Origin of the sequence: Kitasatospora sp. CB02891 (assembly GCF_002803145.1) — a bacterium.
Taxonomy (GTDB): domain Bacteria; phylum Actinomycetota; class Actinomycetes; order Streptomycetales; family Streptomycetaceae; genus Kitasatospora; species Kitasatospora griseola.
Genome location: NZ_NNBO01000002.1, coordinates 205,908 through 227,390 on the forward strand (window position 1 = coordinate 205,908; position 21,483 = coordinate 227,390).

The window sequence follows — 21,483 nt, forward strand, 5'->3', positions numbered from 1 at the left end:
CACCGGATCCGGGACGCGGCCGTTCAGTTCCACGGCTCCCGGTCGATGTTCTCGCCCAGCAGCTTCGCCGCGGCCGTGCAGAGGTCCTCGCCGTAGAGCTGGTTGCTGCCCCAGTCGGAGCCCCACAGGTCGGTCGCGGCCCGGGCCACGGCGCGCCGGCTGTAGTCCTCGTCGCAGCGCCAGGTGCGGATCTGCGCCGCCATCTCCGGTGTCATCGTCGCCGGGTCGACAGTGTTGTACGCCATGGCGGCGACCCTAGGGACGCGGCGGGGACGGCGGCCACCGGATTTCGCGCGCGTCCGGCGGCGGGCGGAGCCCGGGCACCGCCGGCGGCGGGTCCTGCTCGGCGATGCGTCAAGTCGTCGACCGACGACCGATCATGACGGACAGTAGGCTCTCGTTCCATGGGGGAGGAACCGATCGTGACGGAGGCCGTTCCCGTGCCGCGCCGGGCCGTCGGCGGGTTGCTGGGGATGCTGACCGCGCCGTTCGCCGCGCTGTACCTGGTGCTGGCCGGTGCGGTGCTGGGGCCGCTGCTGCCCTGGCCGGGCACGGGGGCGCGGGCCCGGACCGCGTGGCAGGGCGGCGTCGTCCGGCTGGCCGGCGTGGAGCGGGCCCGGCGGGTGGCGTGGTTCGGGGACCGGTTCCCCGAGCACTACCGGGCCGACGGCCGGAAGGTGCTGCGGTACCTGGCCCGGCGGACCGGCGTCGGGCTGGTGGCGGGCCTGGTGCTGGGCCTGATCGGGTTCGGGGCGGTGCTGGTGGCGCTGCTCGCGGCGGGGGTGCTGCGCGGCACGCTGAGCGTCGCGGATCTGCTCGGGCAGGTGCTGCTGGGGGGCGTCCTGCTGTTCCTCGCCGTGCAGGGCCTGGCCTCGCTGGCCGAGCTGGACGCGCGGCTGGCCCGGGAGTGCTTCGGCCCGTCCGAGGCCGAGCTGCTGCGCCGGCGGATCGCCGAGCTCGCCGACAGCCGGGCCGCCGTGCTGCACGCCGTGGACGCCGAGCGGCGGCGGATCGAGCGCGATCTGCACGACGGCGTCCAGCAGCGGCTGGTCGCGCTGCGGCTGCTGCTGGGCCGGGCCCGGCGCGGCGGGGACCCGCAGCGGACCGACGAGTTGCTGCGGCAGGCGCACCGGGAGGCCGCCGAGGTGCTCACGGAGCTGCGCGAGGTCGCCTGGCGGGTCTACCCGTCCGCGCTGGACACCCTGGGCCTGGACGAGGCGCTGACCGGTCTCGCCGAGCGCTGCCCGATCCCGTTGCGGGTGCGTCACCGGGTGGGCGGGACGCTGCCCGGGCCGGTGCTCACCGCCGCGTACTTCGTGGTCAGCGAGTGCGTCACCAATGCCGCCAAGCACTCCGCCGCCGGGGCGATCGAGGTCGCCGTGCAGCGGGACGGCGAGCGGCTGACCGTCCGGGTCGAGGACGACGGGCGGGGCGGCGCGGATCCGGCGGGCGGCGGCCTGTCGGGGCTGCGCGGCCGGGTCGCCGCGCTCGACGGGACCTTGAACGTCCACAGCCCCGCCGGGGGCCCCACCGTCGTCACTGCGGAGCTGCCATGCGGGTGATCGTCGCCGAGGACTCGACGCTGCTGCGGGAGGGCCTGGTCCGGCTGCTCGCCGAGGAGGGCCACCAGGTGCTGGCCGCCGTCGGCGACGCCGAGGCGCTGCTCGCCGCGGTGGACGCGGAGCCGCCGGACGTGGTGGTGGTCGACATCCGGATGCCGCCCACGCACACCGACGAGGGGGTGCGGGCCGCGGTGCGGATCCGGGAGAGCCGGCCCGAGGTCGGCGTGCTGGTGCTCTCCCAGCACATCGAACGCGGCTACGCCGCCCAGCTGTTGGCGTCCGGCGCGGAGCGGGTCGGGTACCTGCTCAAGGACCGGGTGGCCGAGGTGGAGGAGTTCCTGGACGCGCTCACCCGGGTCGGCTCCGGCGGTGCGGTGATCGACCCCGAGGTGGTCCGCCGCCTGGTGGTGCGCACCGAGCACGCCGACCCACTGGCCCGGCTCACCCCGCGCGAGCGCACCGTGCTGGAGGCGCTCGCCGAGGGCCACACCAACGCCGCGATCGCCCAGCGCCTGCACCTGTCGCTGAGCGCCGTCGAGAAGCACCTGAACGCCCTGTTCGACAAGCTCGACCTGCCCCGCACGGCCGGGTACAGCCGCCGGGTGCTGGCCGTGCTGCGCTACCTCGGGGCGTGACGAGCGGCCGCGCCCGACGCCGCCGGGCGTCCGGCCGAAATCGTTTGTCGAGGAACCGGCCCGCTGTCAGGATCGAACGGTGAAAACGTCCCGGAACGCGCTATCCGTGCGTCCCATCTCCGATGGCGACGTCCCCACTGCGGTCGACACCCTCGCCCGGGCCTTCGCCGACTACCCCTTCACGCGGCACGTGATCGCGGCGGACGGTCACGAGGAGCGGATCCGGCGCTACCAGGAGCTGTGCCTGACGCGTATCGGCATGGTGTACGGCCGGGTCTGGGTCGCCGAGGAGGGCCGCGCCGTGGCCGTCTGGGCCGTCCCCGGCCAGGACCCGTCGCCCGTCCTCGACGAGCTCGGGCCGATCCTCGGCGAACTCAGCGGCGACCGGATGGCCGCTTCGGTCGCTGCGGACGAGGCCATGGCCCCGTACCGGCCCCGGGAACCGGGATGGTTCCTGGAGACCGTGGCGACCGCCCCCGAGGTCCAGGGGAAGGGCCTCGGCAGCGCAGTGCTGCTTCCCGGCATTCAGGAGGCCGGGCGCGCCGGATGTCCGGCGTTCCTGGAGACCTCCAGTGAGGCGAACGTGCGGTTCTACGAGCGCCTGGGCTTCCGGGTCACCGCCGAGGTCCGGCTCCCCGGCGGCGGCCCGCGCACCTGGTGCATGCGCAGGGACCCGCGCTGAGAGCCCGTGATCCGACCGGCGGGGCGGTGCCCACCCCGACCGGGGCCGCAGCCCGCTCCCGGTCCCGGCGGCCGCCGCCGGGACCGGGAGGCGCTCACTCGCTGCGCAGCACCTCGGCGACGGTCAGTCGGGCCGCCGAGCGGGCCGGTGCCAGCGCGCCCGCCGCCGCGATGAGCATGCCCGCGAGGCCGAGCGCGGCCAACGTGGCGGGCGACCAGACGTGCATCATCCGGTCGGGGAGCTCGATCCCGGCGAGGCCGAAGGTGCCCCTCACCAGCAGGCGGTGGGCGAGCACGCCGAGCGGCAGTCCGACCAGTCCGCCGACCAGGCCCACCGCGGCCATCGAGGTGACCATCATCAGTGTCACCTGCCGGGGCGTCATGCCGATCGCCTTGAACACCCCGAGGTCGCGGCGGCGTTCCCGGGTGTTGAGCACCACGGTGTTGAAGACGCCGAGCGCGGTGACGGCGCCGAGCAGCAGGGTGAGGATGCCGGAGGTGCTGATCACCGCCACCGAACCGGCGTTGACGGTCGTCCCGGCGTTCGGGTAGAGCCCGGGGTCGACGGCCTTGACGGCGGTCTTGAAGGCGGCCGGGTCGGCGTCGGGCGCGAGCCGGACGACGTACTGCGGGGACCGGTCGAGCGACTTGCTGTCCGGGGCGATCGCCTGCAGTCCCTGCCAGTCGGCGAACACCAGGTCGGGCGCGGAGATCAGGCAGGAGCCGACGACGGTCAGCTCGCCCTGCCGGTCGCCCACGGCGAGCGTCAGCCGGTCGCCGACGGCGAACCCGTGCTGGTGCAGGAAGCCGGCCGAGGCGACGAGTTCGCCGGGGCCGGCGAACCAGCGGCCCTTGAGGAGCAGCGGACCGAGCTGCCCGGAGTCCCCGCGCATCGCGTTCACGATGACCGGCTGCGGGTCGCCGACCAGCTGCGCCATCAGGTAGGAGTCGGTCATCACCCGTTCCACGCCGGGCAGTTGGCGCAGCTTCGCCTCGATCTCGGGGTTGGCCAGGTTCGGCGCGGTCCGGTTCATCCGGCGCTGGCCGGAGTCGATCTCGACCTGTCGTTGCCCGGCGTGCTCCACCGCGTCCCCGTACGCGGTCATGGTGCTCGTCAGCCCGGTGGTCAGGGTGACGGCGGCGGACCCGAGGATCACGGCGGCCAGGGTCAGCGCGGTGCGGCCGGGCCGGGCGAACGGCAGGCCCAGGCCGAGGCTGACGGAGCGCGGCAGCCGGGCGCCGGCCAGGCGGCGCTGGATCCGCAGCGCCCGGCCGGTGCGCGGCGCGCTGCCCGCGCTGATCGCCCGGGCCGCGGAGAGCCGGTGGGCGCGCATCGCCGGGACCAGCGCGGCCAGCACCACCACGGCGGGCAGGCCGAGCAGGGTGACGGCGTCCGTCCACGGGCTGATCACGTAGGCCGAGCCGCCGACGCCGCGCAGCGACAGGGTGACCAGCGGGACGGCCGCCAGGTTGCCGGCCACGGTGCCGAGCACGCAGCCGACCACGGCCGGTACGGAGAGCATCGTCAGGTAGACGGCGACCACCTGGTTCGGGGTGAAGCCGATCGCCTTCAGCACGCCGATGTGCCGGAAGCCGGAGACCACGGCGCCGCCGATCACGTTGCCGACGATCAGCACGGCCACGACCAGGCCGACGACGCCGAAGGTCATCAGCAGCGGGACGAAGAGCGTGGCCCCGCGGCCGACCTGCTCCTTCACCTTCAGCCAGGACAGCCCCGCGACCAGCGAGCCGGGCGGCAGCTGCCGGGTGACCGCCTCCCGGGCGGCGTCCAGTTCGGTCGTCGAGCCGGCGCGGGAGAAGCGGTAGAGCACCTGGACGGCGGTGGGGTGGAGCGCGGTCAGCTGGGCGGGCGTCACCCAGCCGTCGGCGGAGCCGGTCACGCTGGTGGCCACGCCGACCACGGTGAGGCTGCCGCGGCCGGCCACCGTGCGGGTGGAGCCGATCAGGGTGTCCGGCGGTCGGGCGCCACGGGGCAGGGCGAGCACCAGTTCGCCGGGCGCGGTGGCCCAGCGGCCCTTCCAGACCTCCAGCCGGTCCACCGGCCCGCCCGGGTCGGCCCGGCCGACCAGGGTGGCGGACTGCTCCGGCAGGTCGCCGGTCGGGTCCTCCAGGTCCACGTGGGTCTGGCCGAACGGGCCCGCGGCGGTGGTGCCCGGCTGCTTCGCGGTCTCCACGAGCCGGTCCTCGGTGACCTTGGCCGGGTCGAAGACGGCGGTCAGGTGGGCGCCGTGCTGGGCGCCGAAGGCCTTGTCGAACGGGGCGCCGGCCGCGTCGATCAGCCCGAGCGCGACCACCAGGGTGGTGGCGGAGAGGAAGACCACCAGGCCGATCACGAAGGTCTGCAGGCGGCGGCGTCTCACGGCGGCGCGGGACGCCTGCCAGACGGCGCTCATCCGGCCCACCCTTCCTGCGTCGTACCGGAGTTGTGCGTGCTCATGGCCGCTCCAGGGCGCTCTCGCGGGCCACCTTGCCGTCGGCCAGCTCGATCAGCCGACTGGCGCAGCGGGTGGCCAGGCGCTGGTCGTGGGTGACCATCAGCAGGGTCTGCCCGATCTGGTTGAGGTCGATCAGCAGGTCCATCACCTGCTCGCCGGCCCGGCTGTCCAGCGCACCGGTCGGCTCGTCCGCGAGCAGCAGCGCCGGACGGTTCATCAAGGCCCGTGCCACCGCCACCCGTTGGCGTTCGCCGCCGCTGAGCGCGGCCGGGTACACCGCGCGGCGGTCGGCGATGCCGAGCTCGTCCAGCAGCTCCAGCGCCCGCCGCCGGGCCTGCGCGGCCGAGCTGCCGGTCAACTGGGCGGCCAGCGCCACGTTGTCCAGCGCCGGCAGGTCGTCGATCAGGTTGAAGAACTGGAAGACCATGCCGATCCGGCGGCGCCGGTACAGCGCCAGCCCGGTCTCGGTCAGCCGGCCGAGGTCCTCGCCGTTCACCTCCACCAGGCCCGCGCTCGGCCGGTCCAGCCCGGCCACCATGTTGAGCAGCGTGGACTTGCCGCAGCCCGAGGGCCCCATCACCGCCACCGCCTCGCCGGCCCGGATCTCCAACGAGACCCCGTCCAGTGCGGCGGTCTCGCCGAACTCCTTGCGCACGCCGTCCAGTCGGACGACCACCTCCCCCTGCCTGCCCGGTTCCCCGCGTAGGTCGCCCAACCGGACGACCACGCCCTCCCGCCTGCCCTGTTCCGTCATGGCACCGAAGCCTGCCCGACCCCGCCGGGCCCCGGCGTCCCTCCCCGGATGCAACCCCGCGCCGCCGTCATCCCGGGGATGTACGGTGCTGGACCCGGCGGATGATGCGCGCCCACCGGCGGCTCTGCCAGAGTGACGCCGTGCACGGGTATCGGGGGAGTCTGCTGGTCGGCGCGCTGCTGACCGCGCTGGCCGCCGCCGGCTGGCTCGGCGTCGCGCTGCTGCGCGAACGCCGGCGCCACCGCAAGGCGCTGGAGGACCGCGGCTGGCTGCTGGAGCGCGAGCGGGAGAGCGCCGCCCGCGCCGCGGTCGACGCCGAACGGGCCCGGATCGCCCACGAGTTGCACGACATCGTCAGCCACAACGTGAGCCTGATGGTGGTGCAGGCCGGTGCGGCCCGCGAAGTGCTGGCGACCATGCCGGCGGCGGCCGCCGACGCCCTGGGCGCGGTCGAGGGCGCGGGCCGGGACGCCATGACCCAGCTGCGCCACCTGCTGGGCCTGCTCGCCCCGGCCGCGGACGGCAGCGACCCGGACGACACCGACCTCGCGCCGCAGCCCGGCCTGCGCGGGCTCGGCGCACTGGTGGACCGGATCGCCTTCGCCGGGCTGCCGGTGGAGGTGCGGATCTCCGGCGAGCCGCGCCCGCTGCCCGCCGGCATCGACCTGGCCGCCTACCGGATCGTGCAGGAGGCGCTGACCAACGCGCTGCGCCACGGCGACGGCGGAAAGGCCGAGGTGACGGTGCGCTACACCGACCGCTGCCTGCGGGTGGAGGTGCTGAACAGCGGGCCGAGCGTGCTGAACGGCGCCGCCCCGACTCCCCGGCGCCGGGCGGACGGCGCCGGCCGCGGCCTGCTCGGCCTGCGCGAACGGGTCGCGGTGTACGGCGGCGACCTGGACGCCCGGCACCGGCTCGGCGGCGGCTACCGGGTGCGCGCCCGGATCCCGCTGGCGGGCGCATGAGCACGCCCGTCGCCCCGTCGCCCCGGGTGCTGATCGCCGACGACCAGGAGCTGATCCGCACCGGCTTCCGGCTGATCCTCACCGCCCGCGGCATCGACGTGGTCGGCGAGGCCGCCGACGGCGCCGAGGCGGTGGCGCTGGCCGCCCGGCTGCGCCCCGACGTGGTGCTGATGGACATCCGGATGCCGGTGCTGGACGGACTGGAGGCGGCCCGCCGGGTGCTGGCCCGGCAGCCGGGCTGCCGGGTGCTGATGCTGACCACCTTCGACCTCGACCGCTACGTCTACGCCGCCCTGGCCCTGGGCGCCAGCGGCTTCCTGCTCAAGGACGTGACGGCCGCTCACCTGGCCGCCGCCGTCCGGCTGGTCGACACCGGCGACGCGCTGCTCGCACCCTCCATCACCCGCCGGCTGGTGGAACGCTTCGCCGCCGACCGGCCGTTCGGCACCGACCCCGCCGATCCCGCCCCGGCCGTGCACCGCGATCTGGCGGCGCTGACGCCCCGCGAGTTGGAGGTCCTGACGATGCTCGGCGGCGGCCTGTCCAACGGCGAACTGGCCCAGCGGCTGACGCTGAGCGAGGCCACCGTGAAGACCCACGTCGCCCGGATCTTCGCCAAGCTCGCCCTCCGCGACCGGGCCCAGGCGGTGGTGCTCGCCTACGAGACCGGCCTGGTCCGGCCGGGACAGTGACCGATCCGGGACCGTCGCCCCTGGCCACGGCCCGCGTCGCGCGCGAGGATGGCGGTATGGACGCGCAGCGGTTCGCCAAGGCCCGTACCGCGCTGCACGCGGTCGCCGAGCACCTGCTGGCCGGTCCGCAGTACCGGCTCGCGGGCACCGTCCGGCTGCGCGCCTATCCCGGCGGGTTCGCCACCCGCTTCGAGCCCCGGTTGCGCGTCCGCAGTGCCCAACTGATCGCCGCCGGGCGGGCGTTGGACCTTCCGGGGGTGAGCTGCGCGGAACTCGGCGCGGCCGTCGGGATCGTCGCGGGCCGACCGGAGGGCCTGTACCGGGACGGCTCGGGCGTGGCGCTCGACCAGCCGCTGGAGCTGGACGCGGCGGGCGCGGACGCCGTCGCCGCCTGCTTCGCGCACGGCGACGCGGCGCTGCGGGCGCTGTTCGCGCAGGCCGATCCGGTGCTGTGGCCCGAGCACTTCGACCTGGCGGTGACGGTGGACGGCGTGAACTACGGCCTCTCGCCGGGCGACGACTTCCTGGCCGAGCCGTACGCGTACGTCGGCCCGCCGACGCCGCGCAGCGGCGCGTTCTGGAACGCCCCGTTCGGCGCCGCCCGCACCCTCGCCGAGCTGGGCGATCTGTCGGCGACCACGGCGTTCCTGGCCGAAGGGCGCCGTCTCGCCGCCACGATCTTGTAGCTTCCTCCAAACCGTTTGTGGAAGGACGGACCTCCGGTTGTGTCGATCTTCAGGATTCGCCCGTTAGCTGGCCCTGGATCGGGGAATCCATAAGGATTGAACGCTGGGTGCGGCGCGCCCGAGATGCGCCGCACGGCACCGCCGTACCGCACCCCCGGTGAAACGTTCCTCCCCCAGCCAGAGAGCCTCTTCATGCGCTTCCTGAATGACCTCAAGCCCGCGTACGACTTGACCTACGACGATGTCTTCATGGTCCCCAGCCGTTCCGCAGTGGGCTCCCGGCAGGGCGTCGACCTCTCCTCCCACGACGGCACCGGCACCACCATCCCGCTGGTCGTCGCCAACATGACCGCGATTGCCGGACGCCGGATGGCCGAGACCGTCGCCCGCCGCGGCGGCCTGGTCGCCATCCCGCAGGACGTCCCGATCGACGTCGTCGCCGAGGTGATCGGCTGGGTCAAGCAGCGTCACCTGGTGCACGACACCGCGCTCGCCCTCGGCCCCGGCGACACCGTCGCCGACGCCCTGGCGCTGCTGCCCAAGCGCGCGCACGGCGCGCTGGTCGTGGTCGAGGGCGGAAAGCCCGTCGGCGTCGTCACCGAGAGCGACTGCCAGGGCGTGGACCGGTTCACCAGCCTCTCCGAGGTGATGTCCCGCGACCTGCTGCTGCTCGACCAGGACATCGACCCGCGCGACGCGTTCGACCGCCTCAACGAGGCGCACCGCAAGCTCGCCCCCGTGGTCGCCGCCGACGGCACCCTGGTGGGCATCCTCACCCGCAAGAACGCGCTGCGCGCCACCCTCTACACCCCCGCCGTGGACGACGCCGGCCGGCTGCGGGTCGCCGCCACCGTCGGCATCAACGGCGACGTCGCCGGCCGGGCCAAGGCCCTGCTGGAGGCCGGCGCCGACGTGCTGGTGGTGGACACCGCGCACGGCCACCAGGAGTCGATGATCTCCGCGCTGCGCGCAGTCCGCGGGCTCGACCCGCAGGTCCCGATCGTGGCCGGCAACGTGGTCTCCGCCGACGGTGTGCGCGACCTGGTCGAGGCCGGCGCGGACATCCTCAAGGTCGGCGTCGGCCCCGGCGCGATGTGCACCACCCGGATGATGACCGGCGTCGGCCGGCCGCAGTTCTCCGCCGTCCTGGAGTGCGCCGCGGAGGCGCGCCGGCTCGGCAAGCACGTCTGGGCCGACGGCGGCGTCCGGCACCCGCGCGACGTCGCGATGGCGCTGGCCGCCGGCGCGTCCAACGTGATGGTCGGCTCCTGGTTCGCCGGCACCCTGGAATCGCCCGGCGACCTGCAGACCACCGCCGACGGCCGCCAGTACAAGGAGAGCTTCGGCATGGCCTCGGCCCGCGCCGTGCGCAACCGCACCGCCGACGACTCCGCCTACGACCGCGCCCGCAAGGCCCTCTTCGAGGAGGGCATCTCGCACTCCCGGATGTTCATCGACCCGGCCCGCCCCGGCGTCGAGGACCTGATCGACTCGATCGTGGCCGGCGTCCGCTCCTCCTGCACCTACGCCGGTGCGGCCGACCTGGAGGAGTTCCACCAGAAGGCGATCATCGGCCTGCAGAGCGCCGCCGGCTACGCCGAGGGCAAGCCGCTGCACTCCAGCTGGGCCTGACCGTCCCTGCTGCGGGCGGGCTCCCTCCGCGGGGGCCCGCCCGTTCGTCGTCAGTTGACGGAGAGCGGGGTGAGCAGCGCCCGGCCGACCATCCCGACCGACCCCGACAGCGCGTCGGCGACCAGGCGGTACGCGGGCGGCAGGCGGTGCAGCTCCCAGAGCGCCAGGACGGACGCCCAGGCGGCGTCGCGGGCCCGGTCGATGCTCCAGACGCCGAGGATGTGCAGCAGCGGGTCGCCGACGGACGGCAGCGGCAGCAGCGTGGCGCGGACCTGGGCCTCCACCTCGGCCAGCAGGCTGTTGATCCGCAGGTAGTCGGGGTGCAGCCGCTCCGGGGTGCGGCCGGTCAGCCGGCAGGTGTCGAGGACGGCGAGCGGGAGGTCGTTCTCGATGTGGGCGTTCATTCCGGCGAGCGCGAACTGCAGCGGGTGGACGTTCGCGGCGGCCCGCAGCTCGAACAGCGGCCGCCAGCAGGCCGCCGGCCGCCGCCCCGCGCGGTCGTCGTCCACGGCGGTCAGGTAGCGGGCGGCGAACACGGCATCGAGCTCCGCCATGGTGGCCGGGTCGTCGAAGTACGCGACCGCGAGATGGTCGCGGACCAGGCGGGTCACGGTCAGGTACATCGCGTTGAACACGGCGACCCCGTCCGAGACGGGCAGCTCGGCCGCCAGCTTCGCCATCCGGTCGACCACCTGGTCCACCGTCAGCACCGGTGCGGTCATATGCATCCTCCCTCGGTGACAAACCGACAAGCAGATGATGTGCCCACGATGGCAGGGGGCCGGGGGCGTGCCAAGACGAGACACGCGGAGGTGTCCCGCCCGCCGCCGCAGCGGCGGGCCCGCGCGGCGTTCGTGATCGAGGAACTCCCGGGCGGGCGCGAGCCGTTGGCCGGTCGGTGCGCGACTTGAGGGGTCGTGCGGACGGGGGTGCGGATCGGTGGTTCTGGTGTTCTCCCTCACGCTGCCGGGGTTGGCGCTGGCGTTGGTGATGTTCCTGGTCGCCTCCCGAGTGGTGCGACGGCTGGCCGGCTCGGGCCTGGTCCCGGCGCGGTACCGCAGGCGGCCGGGCCGGTTCGTCGGACTGTCCTCGACGTCCACCGTGGCCCTGGACGTCTTCACCGGCTCGGTGAACACCGGCAAGGCGGCCGAGTTGGAGGAACGCTCCGGCGAGGCGATGCGACGCGACGAGGAGGGGGACGCCGCCCCGCCCCGCTCGATCGTCGATCTGGGGTCGGGCCGCGCCGTCATCGTGCTGCCGAAGCCGGCACCGGGTGCCGATCGCCGGACTGCCGACCGGAGCTCGGGTGCCGATCACCGGACTGTCGACCGGAGTTGACGCTCCGTCTGCCGATTCTCGTTCTGGCGTCGCTGATCGCTCGCGGGTGGGCGGGAGAAAATGCAGGTGCGGGCAGGTGCGGGGATGAGGCAGGATGGGGCTCGCGGTGGAGCCGAGGGGCTGCTGCCGCTTCCTGTTCCCGGAGGTTTCGCGTGGTGAAGCGATATTAGTGGCGGTCCCCACCGCCCTCCGGCCTGCCTGAAGTAGCGGCGGCCGGGCCTCCGGATTCTTGGACGACCTGTGGTGAAACCTGCCTGCCGTGCGCGGGTGCGGTGTGCGGTCGTCGTTTTGGTGGTGCTTTCTGTGCGGGGCGGGTGCGTCCGATCGTCCGTTGTTCCTGTACCCCGAGAGGATGGCCATGGCCGCCACCGCATTCGACCGCAGCATCGAGCTGATGAGTGAACTGATCGAGAAGGACGACGAGCTCAGGGAGGGGCCGGCGCTCGGCCGGCTGCTGGAGGTGCTGGCGGAGCGGCAGCGCGCGGATCTCTCCGAGCTGGCCCCGGAGCGGCAGGCCGAGCTGCTGGGGGCGCGGGCGGCCGCCGTGCTGCCGGGGGACCGGCAGTTGGCCGAACTGCTAGGGCAGGGGCGGGCGTTGACGGTGAAGTACGGGATCGACCCGACGGGGGCGGAGGTGCACCTCGGGCACGCGGTGCCGATGATCCTGGCCAGCCGCCTGCAACGGATGGGCCACCGGGTGGTGTTCCTGGTGGGGGACGTGACGGCGCGGATCGGCGACCCGTCCGGGCGCAGCGCGGAGCGGCCGCCGCTGACCGCCGAGGACGTGACGCGCAATGTCGCGACCTACCGCGAGCAGGTCGGGCCGTTCTTCGACTTCGAGCGGGCCGAATTCCGCTTCAACAGCGAGTGGTTGGGCCCGTTGACGCTGCCGGACTTCCTCGGCGTGCTGTCCCGGCTGCCCGCCTCCGCGGCGCTGCAGCGGGAGGACTTCCGGACCAGGCTGGCCGAGGGCAGCGGGCTGACGCTGGCCGAGCTGGTGTACTCGGTGGTGATGGCGCTGGACTCGGTCGAGCTGGTCGCCGACATCGAACTCGGCGGCCTGGACCAGCTGTTGAACCTCCAGATGTGCCGCCGGGTGCAGACGGTGCACGGCCAGCAGCCGGAGGTGGTGCTCGCGACGGGCCTGATCGAGGGCACCGACGGCACCGGCGCCAAGATGAGCAAGTCCAAGAACAACTACGTCGGACTGTCCTTCCCCGCCGAGGAGATGTTCGGCCGACTGATGGCCTGCGCGGACCGGCTGCTCCCGGACTACCTCCGGCTGCTCACCGAACTCCTCGACGAGGAGGTCGAGTTGCTGCTCGCCCAGGCCGCCGACGGCCGCCGCCACCCGATGGCGGTGAAGACCCTGCTGGCCGCCGCCGTCACCGCCACCGTGCACGGCGCCCCGGCCGCCCTCGCGGCCCGGGACGCCTTCCGGGCCCGCTTCTCGCAACGCCGCTTCTCCGACGCCGGCCCGCTGCCCGCCGTGGACGCGGCCCGGCACGGTGCGGCGACACCGGCCGAGCTGCTGGTGAAGGTCACCGGCGAGCTGCCGAGCCTCAACCAGGTCCGCCGGGTCGCCGACGCGGGCGGCCTGAAGCTGGTGGTGGAGCGCCTCGACGGCGGGCAGCACACCATGCCGCTGTCCCGCGCCGACGCCGACGAGCGCCTGCTGGTGGTGCTCGGTGCCCACGAGCTGGCGGGCGCGAGTGCGCGGCGGCGGGTGTTCCTGCGCTGCGGGCGGAAGGTGGTGGAGCTGACGTAGCGCCGGGAGCGGTGTCATCGGGCCCCAGGGCGGGGCCCGATGACCACCCTTCGCCTGGCGACCATGTCTTTGGCGACGACCGTCCGCTCCGCCTGCCTCGCCCCGGACGGCGCTCTGCCGCCGGCCTCGGCCGCGACGTCGCCCTCGTCCGACCTCCGCTTGTAGGTCGAAGTGACGAGGCGTCAGGAGACGTGCAGCACAATCGGGTTGGTGAGTGCCGCCATCGGCCCCCACGGGAGGTCGGGGCCCATGGAGTTGCCCTTGCCCGGGGTGCCGTCGGGCTTGGGGTGGCGGACTTCGGCGCGGACGTAGGTGGCCAGGGAGGCGGTGGTGCGCCAGGTGATGGTGCCGGTGCCGGTGGCGGGGAGGGACTCCTGGTGGAGTTGGCCCTCGTCGGTGATCAGGCGGACGGTGCCGTTCGGGACGCCGGAGACGGCGAGTCGGATGTCGACGGGGGCGTCGGCGGGGACGGCGAGGCGCTCGCCGATGCCGGCCTGCCGGCCGTGGCCGGTGGCGGTGAACTCCAGTTGGACGGCGGCGGATTCGGCGATCCAGGAGCGGCCGGCGCGCAGGCCGGCCAGGATCGCGATGCGGTGGAGGTCGTCGGCGAGGACCACGTTGTGCGGGGCGCCGATGACCTGCGGGGCGCTGTGGGCGTCGCTGTTGCCGAGGGCGGGGAGCCAGTTGCGGCCCTCGCGCAGGGCGGTGGCGAGGTTGGCGTCCCAGGTGTCGACGGCGGATTCGTCGTCGTACGTCCAGGGGCCGTTCCACACTTCGACGCCGTCGGCGTCCTGGTAGCCGAACTTCCACTGGCAGGCGACGTAGGGGCAGTAGGGGTGGGCGGCGACGACCAGGCCGCCGGACCGGTGGACCTGGCGGGCGAAGCGCGGGAACTGTTCGTCGCGGGCCCGGTAGCGCCAGTCCACGAACTGGCCGGGGGCCAGTCCGAGGGCCAGCCAGTGGCCGTTGCGGGTGGTGACCTCCTCGCCGGGGACGATCAGCAGGTCGGGTCCGGCCAATGGGCCCCAACTGCCGTGCGAGGAAGAGGTGTTGTGGTCGGTGGAGACGATGAAGTCGAGGCCGGCGGCGCGGGCTCCGGCGGCGACCTCGGCGGGCAGGCGGCGGCCGTCGGAGTGCACCGTGTGCAGGTGGCAGTCGCCGCGGTACCAGGCCCGGCCGCGGCCGCGGGCCCGCTCCGGCGGGTAGGCGGGGGTGAAGGCCGGGCCGGGTGCGCCGAACCGGAGGGTGATCTGGACGGTGTAGGTCAGCCCGACGGGGGCGACCTGGTACGGGCCGAGGACGACGTGCCAGGTGCCGGGGTTGATCGGCCCGGGCAGGTAGCCGGGCGTCGCGGCCTCGCGGGACAGGCTGAACTCGGTGCGGAAGCCGCCCGACCAGCCGCGGAAGCCGTCGCCGCCGAGGGCGGTGCCGCGCTCGTCGAAGATGCCGATGTCGCAGGAGTTCCCGGGGGTGCCGGGCGGGACGGCGGGCCGGTCGTAGCTGTAGGAGACCGCGATCTCCCGCACACCGCGCGGCACTTCGACGGGAAGGTGGACGAAGTCGGGTGCGCCGGTGGGGAGGTGGCCGGTGAGCGTGAGCACCTGATCGTCGGAGGGCGTATCGGCGTGCGCCCGCCCGGCGGATCCGGCCAGCCCGGCGGCGGCGACGGCGCCGGTGGCCAGGCCGGTGCGCAGCACGGCGCGACGGCCGGGCAACGTGCCGTCGGTCGAGGGGAGTTGGGAGTCGGGCACGGCGGCCTCCGGAGCTTCGGCGGGCGGGACGCAAGGCTGCCTACCCGGCGGGGTGAACCGGCGGTGAGGTGCGGCCCACCGGCGGGCGGAGAGGTGGTGAAAGTCGTCCGGACGTCCGGCGCGGAGGTTCGGTGCGTCGCGTGAACGACCGGCATGAAGATGACGAACTGATCATCCGTCAGTAATATGCCGCTCAAGGCTCGTTCCTCCTGTCCGGAGGCGCGGGCCGTGTCGCTGTCGGTCTTCGAGCGCGGCCCTAGCACCATCACAGGGCCTGCCGTGCGAGGAACGCCGCGACTGCCGCTCGTCCGGGTGAATCCGGGCCGGGAGGCTGCTGTGGGGTGCCCGGTGCGACAAGCCTAAGAGCCCCGGCGAGGGGCGCACGAACCTTTCCGCCGCGTGTTCGACACCTCCGTCGATCGGCACAACTCTGCTGGTGGAACGGGATGCTGACGAACCGTCGGAGCTGTCGTGCACCGGCTATGCTGCTTCGCGCCCGGGCCCCGCCGCACCGCCCGGACCCGCGTTCCCATCCCTTTGACCGTATGAGGACACCGATGCTTCGACCCGGATCGTCGCCAGGAACCCGGCTGCCCGCAGCCGTACTCGTCGGCCTGCTGCCCGCGGTCGTGATCGGCGTGACGGTGGCCCTCGCCAAGACCGCCGGGCCCGGACAGTCGATCTCGGGAATCCTGCTGTGCGGTCTGGTGGGAACCCTGACGGTGGCGGCGGTCGGTTTCGCGGCGGCCCACCGGGGCGGCGCCCTGGAACAGGCCCTCGCGGACGGCGCCCGGCAGGGCGAGGAACTGCGCGCCCGGCTGGCCCGCCAGCAGGCCGGCATGCTCGACCTGGCCAAGAACGAACTGCCCGAGGCGGTCGACCGGCTCCAGCGCGGCGAGTTCATCACCGACGTGCTCCGCTCCTACGAGCAGCGCCACCTGGCCGAGGCCGGCGAGGACTTCCACGAGGCCCGGCACGCCGTGCTGCGCGCCGTCCTCGACGCCGTCGACAACGAGGAGGCGATGCGCGAGTCCGCCCAGCGCGCGTTCGTGAACATCGCCCGCCGGGTCCAGGCGATCGTCCACCGCCAGGCCCTCGACCTGCGGCAGATGGAGGAGAGGCACGGCGACCTGCCCGCGGTCTTCGACGACCTGCTGATCCTCGACCACGGCAACGCGCTGATCGGCCGCCTCGCCGACTCCATCGCGGTGCTCGGCGGCGCCCGTCCGGGCCGCCAGTGGAGCCGTCCCGTCCCGCTGTTCAGCGTGCTGCGCGGCGGCATCTCCCGCATCCTCGACTTCCGCCGGGTCGAACTGCACCCGGTCTCCGAGGTCGCCGTCGTCGGCCCCGCCGTCGAACCGCTGATCCACGCGCTGGCCGAACTGCTCGACAACGCCACCCGCTACTCGCCGCCGCAGACCGACGTCCACCTCACCGCGGTCGAGGTGCAGACCGGCATCGCGATCGAGATCGAGGACGGCGGCCTCAGCCTCGGCGAGGAGGGCCGGGCCCGCGCCGAACGGATGCTGGAGGAGGCCCAGTCCGGCATCGACCTCAACGACCTCGGCGAGACCCCGCGGCTCGGCCTCGCGGTCGTCGGCCGACTGGCCCGCGCCTACGGCTTCCAGGTCTCGCTGCGCCCGTCCGCGTACGGCGGCGTGCGCGCCGTGCTGATCGTCCCGCAGCGCTACATCACCACCGCGCCCGCGCCCAGCCGCGCGCACGGCATCGGCCGGATGGCCACCGGCCACCCGTCCGTGATCCAGCAGCACCCCAAGCACCCCGAGAACCCGGTGTGGAGCCCGCCGGCCGAGCAGCCGGCCGCGACCCACACGCCGTCCGGCGGATTCGCCGCCGCTGCGGCCTTCCCGCCCGCCGAAAGCCGGCCGCGGGTGCCCGCGCCGTCCCCGGCCGAGGACGACTACCCGGTGGTGACCGAACGCACCGCCAACGGCCTGCCGCAGCGCCGCCGCCACGCCGCGCCGCTGCGCCCGGGCGGGTCGGCCCCCCGACGGCAGGCGCCCGCGCCCGCCGCCGAACCGGTCCAGCCCGGCCTGTGGTTGGCCGCGTTCACCGACGGGGTCAACGGCAGCACGCCCAGCGACCCGTCGGACGGCCGCCACGCCAGTGAAGAGTCAGCAGGGAAAGGCGAGAAGTGATTCAGCAACGGACCAACATGGACTGGATGCTCAGGGACCTCGCGGAGAGCGTCCCGCACGCACGGCACGCCATCGTCCTGTCGGCCGACGGCCTGCGGCTGGCCCAGCACGGCACCGACCCGGACACCGCCGACCGGCTGGCCGCGGCCTGCGCCGGACTGCAGAGCCTGGCGCACGCGGTCGGCAGTGAGTTCCCGCACGGCGACGGCCGGATGCGACTGGTGGTGATCGAGGTCGGCGGCGGCTTCTTCTACCTGATGGCGGCCGGCTCCCGGGCGTTCCTCGCGGTCCTCGCCGACGAGGGCGTGGACGCCGGACTGGTCGGCCAACGGATGCGGGACCTGGTGGCACGGATCGGCGAGCACCTCACCACACCCGTCCGCACCGGCGAACAACTCGCGTGAGTCGGGGACTCCGATGAGCAACTGGGAAGAGGTCGGCCCCGAGCGGTTCTTCGTGATCACCCGGGGCCGCGACCGGCAACACGCCGTGACGGACTTCGACCTGGTCACGCTGGTCGTCGCCCGCTCCCGGCCCGAACCCACCATGCAGCCCGAGCACGCGGCGATCCTGCGGATCTGCGGCTCGCCGCTGTCGGTGGCCGAGATCTCCGCATACCTGAGCCTGCCGAACAGCCTGGTCATCGTTCTGCTGTCCGAGCTGCTCGGCACGCACAAGATCGAGGCCCGCGCTCCCATCCCGGCGGCAGCCCTTCCCGACCTTTCCCTGTTGGAGGCAGTGATCCATGGACTTCAGCGGCTCTGAGCCGGTGCGCGGGCCGCGCGAGGCCGAACTGCTCCCGGCCACGGTGGCGGCCGCCGTCAAGGTCGTCATCGTCGGCGGCTTCGGGGTCGGCAAGACCACCCTGGTCGGCTCGGTCAGCGAGATCCGCCCGCTGACCACCGAGGAGACCATGACCGAGGCCGGCGTCGGCATCGACGACCTGGCCGGGGTGGAACGCAAGAGCTCCACCACCGTCGCGATGGACTTCGGCCGGATCACCATCAGCGAAGAACTCGTGCTGTACGTCTTCGGCACCCCCGGTCAGGAACGCTTCTGGTTCCTGTGGAACGGCCTGTTCGAAGGCGCGCTCGGCGCCGTCGTGCTGGTCGACACCCGCCGTCTGGAGGTCAGCTTCGACGTCCTGGGCCGGCTGGAGGCCCGCGGCGTGCCGTTCGTCGTCGCCGTCAACTCCTTCCCCGAGTCCCCGGCCTACCCGCTCGACGAACTGCGCGCGGCGCTCGACCTGCCGCCGCACGTCCCGATCGTCGAGTGCGACGCCCGCACCCGGGAGTCCAGCCGCGACGTGCTGATGGCCCTGATGCGCTACCTGTACGAGCTCGCCGCCCAGCCCGTCGGCTGACGCCCCGCACCGTCCCGATCTCCTGGAGAACTTCCGTGATCCCCGAAGAGCGCACGTACAACGGCGCCGTCCCCCCGCCCGGCTGCCCGGCCCACGGCGCCACCCCCCTCCAACAGGACGACCTGCGGCGGCTGTTCGGGCCGGAGGCCGAAGCCGACCCGGCCGGCCTGTACGAGAAGCTGCGCGCCGAACACGGCGAGGTCGCGCCCGTGCTGCTGCACGGCGACCTGCCGGCCTGGCTGGTGCTCGGCTACTCCGCCAACCTCACCGCGATGCGCACCCCGTCCCGGTTCTCCCGCGACTCCCGGCGCTGGACCGAGTTCCAGGAGGGCCGGGTCGCCCCCGACTCCCCGGTGCTGCCGGTCATCGCCTGGCAGCCGACCTGCTCGTTCGTCGACGGTGAGGAGCACCGCCGGCTGCGCACCGCCGTCACCGACGGCCTCAACAACTTCGACCGACGCGGCATGCGGCGCTACGTCACCCGCTTCGCCGACCAGCTGATCGCCGAGTTCGGCTCCATCGGCAAGGTCGACCTGGTCTCCGAGTTCGCCGAACACCTGCCGATGCTGGTGATGACCCAGCTCGTCGGCATGCCCGAGGAGTACGGCCCGCGGCTGGTCGAGGCCGCCCGCGACCTGGTCCGCGGCACCGAGACCGCCGTCGCCTCCAACGAGTACGTGGTCGAGTCGCTGCGCCGCACCATGGACCGCAAGCGCTCCGACCCCGGAGCCGACCTGGTCACCCGGCTGATGCAGCACCCGTCCGGCCTCACCGAGGACGAGGTGCTCCAGCACGTGCGCTCGGTGCTGCTGGCCGCCAACGAGACCACCATCAACCTGATCGCCGAGACGCTGAAGATGGTCCTCACCGACGGCCGCTTCCGCGCCCACCTGTCCGGCGGCCAGATGACCCTGCCCGACGCGCTCGACCAAGTGCTGTGGGACTCCCCGCCGTTCATGCTGGTCCCCGGCCGCTGGGCGACCGGCGACACCGAGCTCGGCGGCCGCCACATCAAGGCCGGCGACATGCTGCTGATCGGCCTGGCCGCCGGCAACGCCGACCCGGCGGTGCGACCCGACCTGAACCAGCCGCTGTTCGGCAACCGCTCGCACCTGGCGTTCGGCAGCGGGCCGCACGAGTGCCCCGGCCAGGAGATCGGCCGGGCCATCGCCGAGACCGGCATCGACATCCTGCTCACCCGCCTTCCCGACCTGCAACTCGCCGTGGAAGAGGAGGAGTTGGTCTGGCGTGGCAACTGGATGTCGCGGCACCTGACGGAACTCCCGGCCCGCTTCACCCCGCGCGTCGCGTTCCAGCCGCAGGACCCGACCACCACCACCAGCGCCCCGGTCGTCTCCACGCCCGAGCCCGCGCCGCACACCCCGCCCGCCGCCGCCGTCCCGCCGGCCGCACCCGCGCCGGTCGTGCCGGAGCAGCGGCGCGGCTGGTGGGCCGGTCTGATGGCCAAGCTGCGCGGCTGAGATTTCAGTGAACCGGGCGACGCCCCCGGTGCCGGTCTTCCGGCGCCGGGGGCGTCGCTTTTGGCGCCCGGTCGGGCATCGGTCGAATGACCAGTCGTCGGTGGTGGCGCCGTCCGGGCCCCGGCCCTGTTCTGGGTGGCATCGGTGCAGGTCAGGGCAGGTTTTGGCGCTCCGGCAGGTGGCCGGTGGGTCGCGGGTTCGGGCGGGTGGGTGGTTGGCCGGCGCCGGAGCGGCCCGGTAGGAATGTCGCAGAGCGAGGGGGCACGACGCGGCCCGGACGGACTCCGGCCGGCGCGCTCCTCGCCCGGCCCGTCCGCTGCTCGGTGCGGCGCTGGAGACCTTCCGGCGGTTGGACGCCGGGCCGTGGCGCGACCGGGCGGCCGCCGAACTGCGGGCGGTCGGCGCGGAGGTGCCCGCCGCCGACGCCGGGGCGGCGCAGGAGCCGCTCACCCCGCAGGAGCGCCGGATCGCCGCACTCGCCGCCCAGGGACTGACCAACCGGGACATCGCCGCCCGGCTCTACCTGTCGCCGCGCACCGTCGGCTACCACCTGCGGAAGGTGTTCGCCAAGCTCGGCATCCGGGCGAGCCCGCCCAGCTGCGGGACGCGCTGGGCGGGCTCGCCCGACCACCGGACCGCCCGGCGGCCCTCCCCCACAGGGAGCCGCCGGGCGGTCGTCGGGTCACATCGAGCCGGGACTGCTCGCCGGGGCTACTTGCAGGCCCCGAGGTCCTCCCAGACGCCCCACTGGCCGGTGGAGCCGGGCTGCTCGCCCTGGGTCCACCACTTGGCGCGCCAGTTGTGGTTGCCGTAGGAGGCGCCGTCGCCGCTGTTGTAGACCCGGGCCGGGTCCCACGCGGCGGCCGTGCAACTGCCGTTGCCGCCACCCGGGGTGCCGCCGCCGGTGCCGCCGATGTTGACGTCGATGCAGGAGTAGAAGGCGTTGGCGGTGTCGGAGACGTTCCACACCGCGAGGACCTTCTGCCGGCCGGTGTAGCTGCCGAAGTTCACCTGGTGGCTGACGTCCGCCGGGGGCTGGGAGTTGTTGCCGGAGAACTGGGCGATCAGCCGGCTGCCGATGAAGTACTGCCAGTTCGCGGTGGCGTGACGGGCCGACAGGTGCCAGCTGAAGGTCTGGGTGGAGGACACGTTGGCGACCTGCCAGCCCTTGGAGTCGTCGTCCAGCTCCGCGTACTCGGAGTGGCCGCCGCTGCAGCTGAACAGGCCCTTCGGGCCCTCGACGCTCTGCGGCTCGTACTTGATCTGCCCGCAGACCACGACGCCGTTGGCGCACTGCGCCTGGCGGCTGGCCGGGTCGGTGACCCAGCCGTGGGCGCTGGCGGTGCCGGCCGACAGGGTCAGCCCGAGCAGCGGGGCGACCAGCGCGCCGATCGCGGCGGTCACCTTTCTGTTTGCCTTCATTTCCGTGCCTTCCTGATGTGGGGTCAGGGCGATCCCTCCCGACGCCGATGGGGCGGGCCGGGAGACGGCCATAGGTCTAGACCGGATGCCGAGGGAGACGATAGCGCCGTACCGGGCGGGGTCAAGGGGGTGCGCCGG

The 21,483-nt window shown here is 73.9% G+C and carries 21 protein-coding genes; 15 read left to right on the forward strand and 6 right to left on the reverse strand.

Features of this window, described 5'->3' with window-relative positions; translation table 11 throughout:
- Positions 1-23: 23 nt before the first annotated feature.
- Positions 24-245, reverse strand: coding sequence for a hypothetical protein (locus CG736_RS06310; protein WP_100585175.1), 222 nt, complete (start codon positions 243-245; stop codon positions 24-26).
- A 159-nt stretch (positions 246-404) separates the two neighbouring features.
- Between CG736_RS06310 and CG736_RS06315 the strand changes: the two genes are divergently transcribed.
- From CG736_RS06315 to CG736_RS06325, 3 genes are all read left to right on the forward strand, one after another.
- On the forward strand, positions 405-1,562 hold the full coding sequence (locus CG736_RS06315; protein WP_100585176.1) for a sensor histidine kinase: 1,158 nt from the start codon (positions 405-407) through the stop codon (positions 1,560-1,562).
- Positions 1,553-2,197: a response regulator transcription factor gene (locus CG736_RS06320; protein ID WP_198520380.1), complete on the forward strand. Its 645-nt coding sequence runs from the start codon at positions 1,553-1,555 to the stop codon at positions 2,195-2,197. The genes CG736_RS06315 and CG736_RS06320 overlap by 10 nt, the downstream gene beginning before the upstream one ends.
- Positions 2,198-2,303: 106 nt before the next feature.
- Positions 2,304-2,879, forward strand: coding sequence for a GNAT family N-acetyltransferase (locus CG736_RS06325; protein ID WP_232733835.1), 576 nt, complete (start codon positions 2,304-2,306; stop codon positions 2,877-2,879).
- Positions 2,880-2,973: 94 nt separating this feature from the next.
- Here CG736_RS06325 and CG736_RS06330 read toward each other — a convergent pair whose 3' ends face one another.
- The gene (locus CG736_RS06330; RefSeq protein WP_100585178.1) at positions 2,974-5,292 is read right to left on the reverse strand and encodes an FtsX-like permease family protein; all 2,319 of its coding nucleotides are present in this window, start codon (positions 5,290-5,292) and stop codon (positions 2,974-2,976) included.
- A gap of 40 nt (positions 5,293-5,332) precedes the next feature.
- A complete protein-coding gene (locus tag CG736_RS06335; protein ID WP_100585179.1) occupies positions 5,333-6,088 on the reverse strand; it encodes an ABC transporter ATP-binding protein in 756 nt (251 codons plus the stop codon).
- Between the two features lie 140 nt (positions 6,089-6,228).
- Between CG736_RS06335 and CG736_RS06340 the strand changes: the two genes are divergently transcribed.
- The 4 genes from CG736_RS06340 (at position 6,229) to CG736_RS06355 (ending at position 10,063) form a co-directional block, all read left to right on the forward strand.
- A complete protein-coding gene (locus CG736_RS06340; protein ID WP_232733836.1) occupies positions 6,229-7,053 on the forward strand; it encodes a sensor histidine kinase in 825 nt (274 codons plus the stop codon).
- Positions 7,050-7,745, forward strand: coding sequence for a response regulator transcription factor (locus tag CG736_RS06345; protein ID WP_100585180.1), 696 nt, complete (start codon positions 7,050-7,052; stop codon positions 7,743-7,745). Before CG736_RS06340 ends, CG736_RS06345 begins: the two co-directional genes overlap by 4 nt.
- A gap of 56 nt (positions 7,746-7,801) precedes the next feature.
- Positions 7,802-8,431 carry a hypothetical protein gene (locus CG736_RS06350; RefSeq protein ID WP_100585181.1) on the forward strand — a complete coding sequence of 210 codons (630 nt, stop codon included), beginning with the start codon at positions 7,802-7,804 and terminating at the stop codon, positions 8,429-8,431.
- Positions 8,432-8,623: 192 nt separating this feature from the next.
- Positions 8,624-10,063: a GuaB1 family IMP dehydrogenase-related protein gene (locus CG736_RS06355; RefSeq protein WP_100585182.1), complete on the forward strand. Its 1,440-nt coding sequence runs from the start codon at positions 8,624-8,626 to the stop codon at positions 10,061-10,063.
- Positions 10,064-10,113: 50 nt separating this feature from the next.
- Here the strand turns inward: CG736_RS06355 and CG736_RS06360 are convergent, their stop codons facing one another.
- Positions 10,114-10,785 carry a DUF5995 family protein gene (locus tag CG736_RS06360; RefSeq protein ID WP_100585183.1) on the reverse strand — a complete coding sequence of 224 codons (672 nt, stop codon included), beginning with the start codon at positions 10,783-10,785 and terminating at the stop codon, positions 10,114-10,116.
- A 217-nt stretch (positions 10,786-11,002) separates the two neighbouring features.
- Here CG736_RS06360 and CG736_RS06365 point away from each other — a divergent pair, with 217 nt between their 5' ends.
- Positions 11,003-11,401 (forward strand): DUF6191 domain-containing protein, encoded by a 399-nt coding sequence (locus CG736_RS06365; RefSeq protein WP_157815441.1) that lies wholly within the window; start codon positions 11,003-11,005, stop codon positions 11,399-11,401.
- A gap of 358 nt (positions 11,402-11,759) precedes the next feature.
- Entirely contained in the window at positions 11,760-13,169 is a 1,410-nt protein-coding gene (tyrS, locus tag CG736_RS06370; RefSeq protein WP_232733837.1) for a tyrosine--tRNA ligase, read from the forward strand.
- Positions 13,170-13,351: 182 nt separating this feature from the next.
- Here the strand turns inward: tyrS and CG736_RS06375 are convergent, their stop codons facing one another.
- Positions 13,352-14,920: a CehA/McbA family metallohydrolase gene (locus CG736_RS06375; RefSeq protein WP_100585185.1), complete on the reverse strand. Its 1,569-nt coding sequence runs from the start codon at positions 14,918-14,920 to the stop codon at positions 13,352-13,354.
- A 557-nt stretch (positions 14,921-15,477) separates the two neighbouring features.
- Between CG736_RS06375 and CG736_RS06380 the strand changes: the two genes are divergently transcribed.
- The 6 genes from CG736_RS06380 (at position 15,478) to CG736_RS38860 (ending at position 20,737) form a co-directional block, all read left to right on the forward strand.
- Positions 15,478-17,079, forward strand: a complete 1,602-nt coding sequence (locus CG736_RS06380; protein WP_198520381.1) for a sensor histidine kinase — start codon at positions 15,478-15,480, stop codon at positions 17,077-17,079.
- Positions 17,076-17,483: a roadblock/LC7 domain-containing protein gene (locus tag CG736_RS06385; protein WP_083462070.1), complete on the forward strand. Its 408-nt coding sequence runs from the start codon at positions 17,076-17,078 to the stop codon at positions 17,481-17,483. The genes CG736_RS06380 and CG736_RS06385 overlap by 4 nt, the downstream gene beginning before the upstream one ends.
- A gap of 13 nt (positions 17,484-17,496) precedes the next feature.
- Positions 17,497-17,844 carry a DUF742 domain-containing protein gene (locus CG736_RS06390; RefSeq protein ID WP_043908365.1) on the forward strand — a complete coding sequence of 116 codons (348 nt, stop codon included), beginning with the start codon at positions 17,497-17,499 and terminating at the stop codon, positions 17,842-17,844.
- Entirely contained in the window at positions 17,825-18,442 is a 618-nt protein-coding gene (locus tag CG736_RS06395; RefSeq protein ID WP_100585186.1) for an ATP/GTP-binding protein, read from the forward strand. Before CG736_RS06390 ends, CG736_RS06395 begins: the two co-directional genes overlap by 20 nt.
- 35 nt (positions 18,443-18,477) lie before the next feature.
- Positions 18,478-19,923 carry a cytochrome P450 gene (locus CG736_RS06400; protein WP_100585187.1) on the forward strand — a complete coding sequence of 482 codons (1,446 nt, stop codon included), beginning with the start codon at positions 18,478-18,480 and terminating at the stop codon, positions 19,921-19,923.
- 349 nt (positions 19,924-20,272) lie between these two features.
- Complete coding sequence (locus CG736_RS38860) at positions 20,273-20,737, forward strand: helix-turn-helix transcriptional regulator (protein ID WP_369879903.1); 465 nt, start codon at positions 20,273-20,275, stop codon at positions 20,735-20,737.
- On the opposite strand, the gene CG736_RS06410 is transcribed toward CG736_RS38860, so the two are convergent.
- On the reverse strand, positions 20,635-21,345 hold the full coding sequence (locus CG736_RS06410; protein ID WP_100585188.1) for a lytic polysaccharide monooxygenase: 711 nt from the start codon (positions 21,343-21,345) through the stop codon (positions 20,635-20,637). The two genes, CG736_RS38860 and CG736_RS06410, sit on opposite strands and share 103 nt — an antisense overlap.
- Between the last annotated feature and the right edge of the window lie 138 nt (positions 21,346-21,483).

Excerpts from the sequence above, each read along its gene's own strand:
- CG736_RS06310 (WP_100585175.1), bottom strand. The coding sequence starts at position 245 with ATGGCGTACAACACTGTCGACCCGGCGACGATGACACCGGAGATGGCG.
- CG736_RS06315 (WP_100585176.1), top strand. The coding sequence starts at position 405 with ATGGGGGAGGAACCGATCGTGACGGAGGCCGTTCCCGTGCCGCGCCGG.
- CG736_RS06320 (WP_198520380.1), top strand. The coding sequence starts at position 1,553 with ATGCGGGTGATCGTCGCCGAGGACTCGACGCTGCTGCGGGAGGGCCTG.
- CG736_RS06330 (WP_100585178.1), bottom strand. The coding sequence starts at position 5,292 with ATGAGCGCCGTCTGGCAGGCGTCCCGCGCCGCCGTGAGACGCCGCCGC.
- CG736_RS06335 (WP_100585179.1), bottom strand. The coding sequence starts at position 6,088 with ATGACGGAACAGGGCAGGCGGGAGGGCGTGGTCGTCCGGTTGGGCGAC.
- CG736_RS06345 (WP_100585180.1), top strand. The coding sequence starts at position 7,050 with ATGAGCACGCCCGTCGCCCCGTCGCCCCGGGTGCTGATCGCCGACGAC.
- CG736_RS06350 (WP_100585181.1), top strand. The coding sequence starts at position 7,802 with ATGGACGCGCAGCGGTTCGCCAAGGCCCGTACCGCGCTGCACGCGGTC.
- CG736_RS06355 (WP_100585182.1), top strand. The coding sequence starts at position 8,624 with ATGCGCTTCCTGAATGACCTCAAGCCCGCGTACGACTTGACCTACGAC.
- CG736_RS06360 (WP_100585183.1), bottom strand. The coding sequence starts at position 10,785 with ATGACCGCACCGGTGCTGACGGTGGACCAGGTGGTCGACCGGATGGCG.
- tyrS (WP_232733837.1), top strand. The coding sequence starts at position 11,760 with ATGGCCGCCACCGCATTCGACCGCAGCATCGAGCTGATGAGTGAACTG.
- CG736_RS06380 (WP_198520381.1), top strand. The coding sequence starts at position 15,478 with ATGCTTCGACCCGGATCGTCGCCAGGAACCCGGCTGCCCGCAGCCGTA.
- CG736_RS06390 (WP_043908365.1), top strand. The coding sequence starts at position 17,497 with ATGAGCAACTGGGAAGAGGTCGGCCCCGAGCGGTTCTTCGTGATCACC.
- CG736_RS06395 (WP_100585186.1), top strand. The coding sequence starts at position 17,825 with ATGGACTTCAGCGGCTCTGAGCCGGTGCGCGGGCCGCGCGAGGCCGAA.
- CG736_RS06410 (WP_100585188.1), bottom strand. The coding sequence starts at position 21,345 with ATGAAGGCAAACAGAAAGGTGACCGCCGCGATCGGCGCGCTGGTCGCC.